Origin of the sequence: Carnobacterium sp. (assembly GCF_049673005.1) — a bacterium.
Taxonomy (GTDB): Bacteria; Bacillota; Bacilli; order Lactobacillales; family Carnobacteriaceae; genus Carnobacterium_A.
The window spans coordinates 1-5,795 of the sequence record NZ_JBATXB010000073.1; the positions used below are offsets into that span (position 1 = coordinate 1).

11 protein-coding genes and 2 pseudogenes are annotated in these 5,795 nt (G+C 31.3%); 8 read left to right on the plus strand and 5 right to left on the minus strand.

The features are described from left to right. Positions 1-358, plus strand: a 358-nt coding sequence (locus tag WBF61_RS05815; RefSeq protein WP_424254748.1) for a helix-turn-helix domain-containing protein, incomplete at its 5' end; no start/stop codon positions are given. Here WBF61_RS05815 and WBF61_RS05820 read toward each other — a convergent pair. The 3 genes and pseudogenes from WBF61_RS05820 to WBF61_RS05830 all read right to left on the minus strand — a co-directional run bounded on the left by WBF61_RS05820 (position 359) and on the right by WBF61_RS05830 (position 2,025). Next, positions 359-718, minus strand: a complete 360-nt coding sequence (locus WBF61_RS05820) for a DUF5626 family protein (protein ID WP_424254750.1) — start codon at positions 716-718, stop codon at positions 359-361. 202 nt (positions 719-920) lie between these two features. Next, positions 921-1,472 (minus strand): annotated as a pseudogene (locus tag WBF61_RS05825) (tyrosine-type recombinase/integrase). Between the two features lie 166 nt (positions 1,473-1,638). Then, complete coding sequence (locus WBF61_RS05830; RefSeq protein ID WP_424254751.1) at positions 1,639-2,025, minus strand: hypothetical protein; 387 nt, start codon at positions 2,023-2,025, stop codon at positions 1,639-1,641. Positions 2,026-2,212: 187 nt separating this feature from the next. Between WBF61_RS05830 and WBF61_RS05835 the strand changes: the two genes are divergently transcribed. From WBF61_RS05835 to WBF61_RS05845, 3 genes are all read left to right on the plus strand, one after another. Next, positions 2,213-2,575 carry a hypothetical protein gene (locus WBF61_RS05835; protein WP_424254753.1) on the plus strand — a complete coding sequence of 121 codons (363 nt, stop codon included), beginning with the start codon at positions 2,213-2,215 and terminating at the stop codon, positions 2,573-2,575. A 146-nt stretch (positions 2,576-2,721) separates the two neighbouring features. Beyond that, positions 2,722-3,009 carry a type II toxin-antitoxin system RelB/DinJ family antitoxin gene (locus tag WBF61_RS05840; RefSeq protein WP_424254754.1) on the plus strand — a complete coding sequence of 96 codons (288 nt, stop codon included), beginning with the start codon at positions 2,722-2,724 and terminating at the stop codon, positions 3,007-3,009. Beyond that, positions 3,009-3,305 carry a type II toxin-antitoxin system YafQ family toxin gene (locus WBF61_RS05845; RefSeq protein WP_424254756.1) on the plus strand — a complete coding sequence of 99 codons (297 nt, stop codon included), beginning with the start codon at positions 3,009-3,011 and terminating at the stop codon, positions 3,303-3,305. The genes WBF61_RS05840 and WBF61_RS05845 overlap by 1 nt, the downstream gene beginning before the upstream one ends. Positions 3,306-3,598: 293 nt before the next feature. Here WBF61_RS05845 and WBF61_RS05850 read toward each other — a convergent pair whose 3' ends face one another. Together WBF61_RS05850 and WBF61_RS05855 are read right to left on the minus strand one after the other, a co-directional pair. After that, on the minus strand, positions 3,599-3,937 hold the full coding sequence (locus WBF61_RS05850; RefSeq protein WP_424254758.1) for a type II toxin-antitoxin system PemK/MazF family toxin: 339 nt from the start codon (positions 3,935-3,937) through the stop codon (positions 3,599-3,601). Beyond that, positions 3,931-4,173: an AbrB/MazE/SpoVT family DNA-binding domain-containing protein gene (locus WBF61_RS05855; RefSeq protein ID WP_424254759.1), complete on the minus strand. Its 243-nt coding sequence runs from the start codon at positions 4,171-4,173 to the stop codon at positions 3,931-3,933. The genes WBF61_RS05850 and WBF61_RS05855 overlap by 7 nt, the downstream gene beginning before the upstream one ends. A gap of 231 nt (positions 4,174-4,404) precedes the next feature. On the opposite strand from WBF61_RS05855, the gene WBF61_RS05860 reads away from it, so the two are divergent. The 4 genes and pseudogenes from WBF61_RS05860 to WBF61_RS05875 all read left to right on the plus strand — a co-directional run bounded on the left by WBF61_RS05860 (position 4,405) and on the right by WBF61_RS05875 (position 5,591). Continuing rightward, positions 4,405-4,548, plus strand: coding sequence for a hypothetical protein (locus tag WBF61_RS05860; protein ID WP_424254761.1), 144 nt, complete (start codon positions 4,405-4,407; stop codon positions 4,546-4,548). 15 nt (positions 4,549-4,563) lie between these two features. Then, positions 4,564-4,974: pseudogene (locus WBF61_RS05865) on the plus strand (polysaccharide biosynthesis C-terminal domain-containing protein); the annotation flags it as partial. 111 nt (positions 4,975-5,085) lie between these two features. After that, positions 5,086-5,340 (plus strand): type II toxin-antitoxin system Phd/YefM family antitoxin, encoded by a 255-nt coding sequence (locus WBF61_RS05870; RefSeq protein ID WP_424254762.1) that lies wholly within the window; start codon positions 5,086-5,088, stop codon positions 5,338-5,340. After that, positions 5,325-5,591 (plus strand): Txe/YoeB family addiction module toxin, encoded by a 267-nt coding sequence (locus tag WBF61_RS05875; protein ID WP_424254764.1) that lies wholly within the window; start codon positions 5,325-5,327, stop codon positions 5,589-5,591. Before WBF61_RS05870 ends, WBF61_RS05875 begins: the two co-directional genes overlap by 16 nt. The last annotated feature ends 204 nt before the right edge of the window (positions 5,592-5,795 follow it).

Genomic DNA, 5,795 nt, shown 5'->3' on the forward strand with positions numbered 1-5,795 from the left:
CTATTATGAAGTATCCATTGATGAATTACTAAAAGAAAATCAAGACCTTAAAAATAAAATAGAAGCAAATGAGCTTGAAATTGAGAACAAATATCAAAAGTTGAAATTTATTCATGGTACAAATGAAAAAGACGAAGGGCTAATGTTATTAGTTCTTTCTTTTCTGAGTTTCTTAATCGCACCTCTAGGCTTACTTGTTTCCCCTATTTTAATAATTAGAAATAAAAAAACAAACACATTATATAAGTTGGTTTACTTAGCTTGTGTTTGTTGTATAGCTTTTAATTTATTTATTAGTTATGGTATTCTGGGCGATATTTTTAGTTGGGGTACAACTAATGTTGAATATCTAGGATAATCAATAAGTAATAGAAATTTTATCAGACAATAACTTTGCTCTTAAATTTATTGAGGTAGTGACCAAAAATAATTTTCTCTTCAGGTAGTAAGTAGTCTGAATTGGACTATCTACTTTAAGTGTAGCACTAGTAAAGCTTCCTGCATAAGCTAAAATAGAAGGCGAATAAGCTCTTGTAATTTTATTACTATTAACTGAAATTTGGTAGCTAGCTTTCCAATGTCCTGGCATAGATGCTGAAATAGTATAGTTCCCATTATTAACAGCTCGTAAATAATTTGGTATTTCTGATACTTCTATGATTAGTTGATTTCCTTCAGGACTGACACTTTCAAATAGCTGTGTTCCACCCTGAATCATATCATAAATAAACTCTTGTGATTGTACAGGTAGAGGTACTTCTTCAGCTTGTACTTTTAACCATTAACGTTAAAAAAAACAAAGAAACCCAAAATAATGACTAACTTTTTCAAATTAAACTCCTCCAAATAACCTATTTTAAATAACAATTTAAATATAACAAATAAACAGTTGTTATATAAGTGCTAAACGTAAATAATAACTAAAATCCTAGTCTGAAATTCAACAACGTTTCACTAATTTCATCTTCATTGATTCCGATATAGCGTTTCGTGATCGTTTCACTGCTGTGACCGAAGATTTCCATTAATGTGGCCACGTCTTTGGGTTTTTTCTAGTAATGGTAGCCAAACGTCTTTTTAAGCGTGTGCGTGCCAATATCGTCTCGTCCTAAGAGCTTGGCGACCTTTTGAAACATCTGGTAAACGGTGTTTACTTCTAAATGACCGCCTTTCGTGCTTGGAAAGAGATAATCGTCTGTTGCGAGGTCTTTTGTGTAGTCTTGGATCAAGTCCTGCAGACTACTCAAATACAAAATACGGGTTTTCCCTGTTTTTTTCTCAACGATTCGGGGATTTTTTGAGGAAATCAGGTCTTGTTTCTTCAATTTTACGATATCCGACATGCGCAAACCGCTATTAATGCCAATCAAAAACAGGAAAACATCCCGTTCTGCGTTTTTATTGCGCCTTAAACAGAATAAAAAGTCGTTTATTTGTTGTTGATTCCGTAATGGTTGGACGTTGTAACTCATTTAAAAGCCCTCTCCTCTCACAAAAAAGAATAGGCGATTACACCGCTGGTTAAAGTACAATCGTGTATTGAGGGAGGACATAAAAAAAGAACCCTGCTGTTAAAGGGTTCGGGATACATGATTGTATACAATTTCATGTATCAATATATGTTTTTTAATTGTTATTTTATTTATAACTCAGATTTTCTCTTGCAACATATAAGCTACCATCTTTTTCATAAATAATAATAGATTCAGTTGCTTTTTTGGGTAAATAAATTTCGGTTCCTACTTCTAAATAATTAGATTCTAAGTTTTTCTCAGGATAACTATATCGCTCTACCTTTTTCTGAACCGAGTAGCTTTCATCAGGTTGTGTAACTTCTTCATATGGTTCATGCGTTAAAACGTAGGTAGTACCTGATACATTCACTAAAGTAGGAATTTTACTTTGTTTCGATTTATTTACAAGAAAAGGAATGAGGAAAAGGATCGTTAAAACTAGTAAGAGTAAAGATAGCTTTTTCAAAATAGCACCTCCATTAAAACTTAAATCAACTAAACTTTTCTTCATAAAATAATCCCCTTTTATAAATGATTATAATTTTAAAATTATCTTTTGTATAGCATTTAAATAACGATTATAATAATAACTATAACCTTTTGATTTAAAAGGATTCGGGATACACGATTCTATGTCATTTCATGTATTAGTTAATTTATTAATTATATTATAAATCTATTAATTGCTGGATTGTAGAATGAAGTTAGCCACTGCTAACTTCATTCTACAATCCAGCGAAAATAAAGAACTTAAAAATAAAATAGAAACAAACGAACTTGAAATAGAAAATAATTATCAAAAATTAGCCTGTATTCATGGTACAAGCAAAAAAGATGAGGGTCTAATCTTATTAGTTCTTGCTCTGATGAGGAGTTTGATCCCACCGATAGGCTTAATTATGGCACCTATCATTATAAAGAGAAATAAGAAAGCAAATACTCTGTATAAATTGGTTTACTTCGCCTGTGCTTGTTGTCTTTTAATTAATGTCTATGCGCTTTATTTTACAATAGGAAATTATCTAGGCTGGGGTACGACTATAGTAGAAATCGTAGATTAAACGACTACCTGTATGATGTTTGTTTAATCAAGATTCTCAATACATACTTTTAAGTATGTTATATATATATAACATTTCGGCATGCTGTTGTGTTTACAAATGCATTACAATAGCATATAATAGAACTAAATAAGGAGGCGATTGACTTGGAAACAAAAGTAAAAAAATCTCTCATACAAGTTCGCATGGATGAAACCGTCAAAAATCAAGCTGTAGAGGTTTTAAATAGCCTAGGAATGGATACCAGTACGGCGATTAACGTTTTTTTCAGACAAGTAATTGCGGAAAATGGATTACCTTTCCAACCAAAAAAAGCCCTATTCAATAATGAAACACTCACAGCAGTTAAGGAATCCGATGAAGAGGTCAAAAACGGAACAGGCAAACGCTACGCTTCTGTTGACGATCTTTTTGAGGATGCTTTAGGAAACTAATGTCTATGTTAGAAATGAAACAGACCACTAAATTTAAAAAGGATCTGAAACGGTTAAAAAAACGCAACTTAAATCTTGAAAAACTTAAAACAGCAATGAAAATGATTGTTGAAGAGATTCCTTTGCCCGAAGAAGAATACCGAGCACATCTACTAGAACCAACAAAAGAGTATCTCAATTGTTGGGAGTGTCATATTTCTGGACGAAACAGCGATTGGCTCTTAATCTATAAATTCTATCCGGATGAGAATCTTGTCTCTTTTGTCCGAACCGGAACACATTCTGACGTCTTTTAATTTTTGAATAATTTAGTCTATTTTCGGATAAAAAAACGATAATAGAAACCGTACTTGCTTAAAAGAGACTGAATCGAGAATAAAAATAATTTTTTTAATACTCAAAGTGGTTGTTCTCTCCTTTTCTAAATAATTTTTAAATAACATTTATAGAATAATTTTATTATACTGTATTGATAGATCAATCTAAGTAATAGCAACAAAGACTCTACTGCTTTTTAAGCGATAGAGTCCTTTTAAAGGTTAATAGCCTTCATTGCTAAATGATAATTTTCACTGTTACAACTTCTTTATCACTTTATCTTTTCATTTTTTTGAAAGATTACTTTTACTTTCATTAATAATTCATCTATCAATTTTTCTGGAACAGTTTCGATGTAACTATATTTTCTTGCGTTGTAATCAATGGTAACTAATTGATCTAACAAAACTTTTCCTGAAGATTTCGTACCTTTTAAGGGAACATATAAAGGATAGTTGCGTTCTGTGTTTGATATTGGAGCAAAGACCGCTATATTAGCATAGTCACTGACACCATGATAACTTAAACAAATATAAGGTCTGTATCCTTGTTGTTCATGTCCTTGTTTAGGATCTAAATTTATTTTAACAATATCGCCTTGTTTTACCATTTTTCATTTCCTACAGGAGAAAAACTTTGTATTTCTGTAGTGAATTTTTCTTTATTGTAGTCTTTAAAAAGTTCTTCAAACGTGACCTCTTTTTCGGCTTTGGTTAATACAATCGAATGATTAATAACTTCTACGTTTAAGTCATCATCTTTTTCTGCTTCCAATGCTTCTAATAGGCTTTTTGGTAAACGTATTGCCTGACTGTTTCCCCATTGCTTAACGGGTAGTTTAATCATTAAAATCCCTTCCTTTCTTTTATTCATTATACCAGAAAAGTATCTACTTTGTATACACTTTTAACTCGTTGAAAGTAGAAAGATGATAGAAATTATCTTCACTAAAAAAGAACTTCAATACTTTAAAAGTGTTGAAGGTTTATTCAGTCAATACATGATTCTATAGAATTTCATGTGTCAAGCAATAATATTTAATTGTTCTTTTTCATTATGTTCCCTGCTGTTATTGGAATGGCTGTTGTTTCAAAGCCACTCTATACCGTATTTTACGGATATAGTGCATTTGGAACGAGTATTTTACAGTGGTCCTCTTATATGAGTCTTTTCTTAGGTTTATTTGTTTTATTAGGCTCTACTTTACAAGCTGCTAACTAAACAAAATCAGCCCTAACAGCACTCTTTATAGGATTAATGGTTAAATTAGGCACTCAATTTCCGTTACTCTATCTTTTTCAAACTCATGGAATGTTATTTTCAAATATACTTGGGTTTGGTGTAACCATTTATATAATGCTTCTAACCTTAAATAAATTAGCTCCTCTAGCTATTAAACCTTTAGCGAAACAAATTGGTTTGATTGTATTGGTTACTTTCGCAATGTCTATAGTCGTATTTATTACTCAAATAAGTATATATCGACTATTTGATCCTGAAAATCGAGTAGGGGCAGTACTCAATGTGGGAATTTCAGCAGCTATAGGTGGATTATTTTATTTATATGTTACGTTGAAAATTCGTTTGGCAGATCGATTGCTAGGAAATCGGATAGAAGGACTCAGACATAGATTAAAGATAAAGTAGTCATATTTTTAATGATCTATGAAATAACATAACCTCTATTTGGAAGACCTAAATATCCGTTGACGTACGTTTTTAGGTACGTTATAATGGATGAAAAAGGAGGAATAATCTATGTCGATTGTAAACCCTAGCCAAGCTAGGAAAGTCTTTTATCAATTACTAAAAGATGTTAACAAAACTAATGAGCCTATTTATATCTCAGGTAAAAACGAAGATAGCGAAGCCGTTATGATTAGTAAAAAAGACTGGGACGCTATTCAAGAAACATTATATCTTCACTCTTCTGGAGTAGCTGATGTGATCCAACAACGTGAAAAAGAAAATGAGTTCGTTGCATTGGAGGAAATTGATTGGGATACTCTGTAAAATTAGCAAAATCTGCTACAAAAGATTTAAAGAATTTGAAATCTTCTCATTTAGATAAAAAATTTAAAGAACTAATGGTTGTCTTGCAAAATAATCCTTTTCAAAATCCACCTCCATATGAAAAATTGATTGGAAATTTAAAGGATAAATACTCAAGACGCTTAAATATTCAGCATCGAATTGTTTATTCTGTTGATAATAATACAAAAGAAATTATTATTTGGTCAGCCTGGACACATTATGAAAGATAGAATCTCACCTTGAAAAAGATGAAATTCTATCCTTTTTTTACTAAAAAAACTTTGATTAATCAAGATTCAAGATACACTATTCTATGGAATTTCATGTATCTAAATTAACTTATCTGTCGCTGTACGCTTCTAGCCAATGATGAGGTTGCAATTCCTTTAATGTTTTAAATAGTAAGTCATTATCTTTTGTAGTAATAGCTGCTT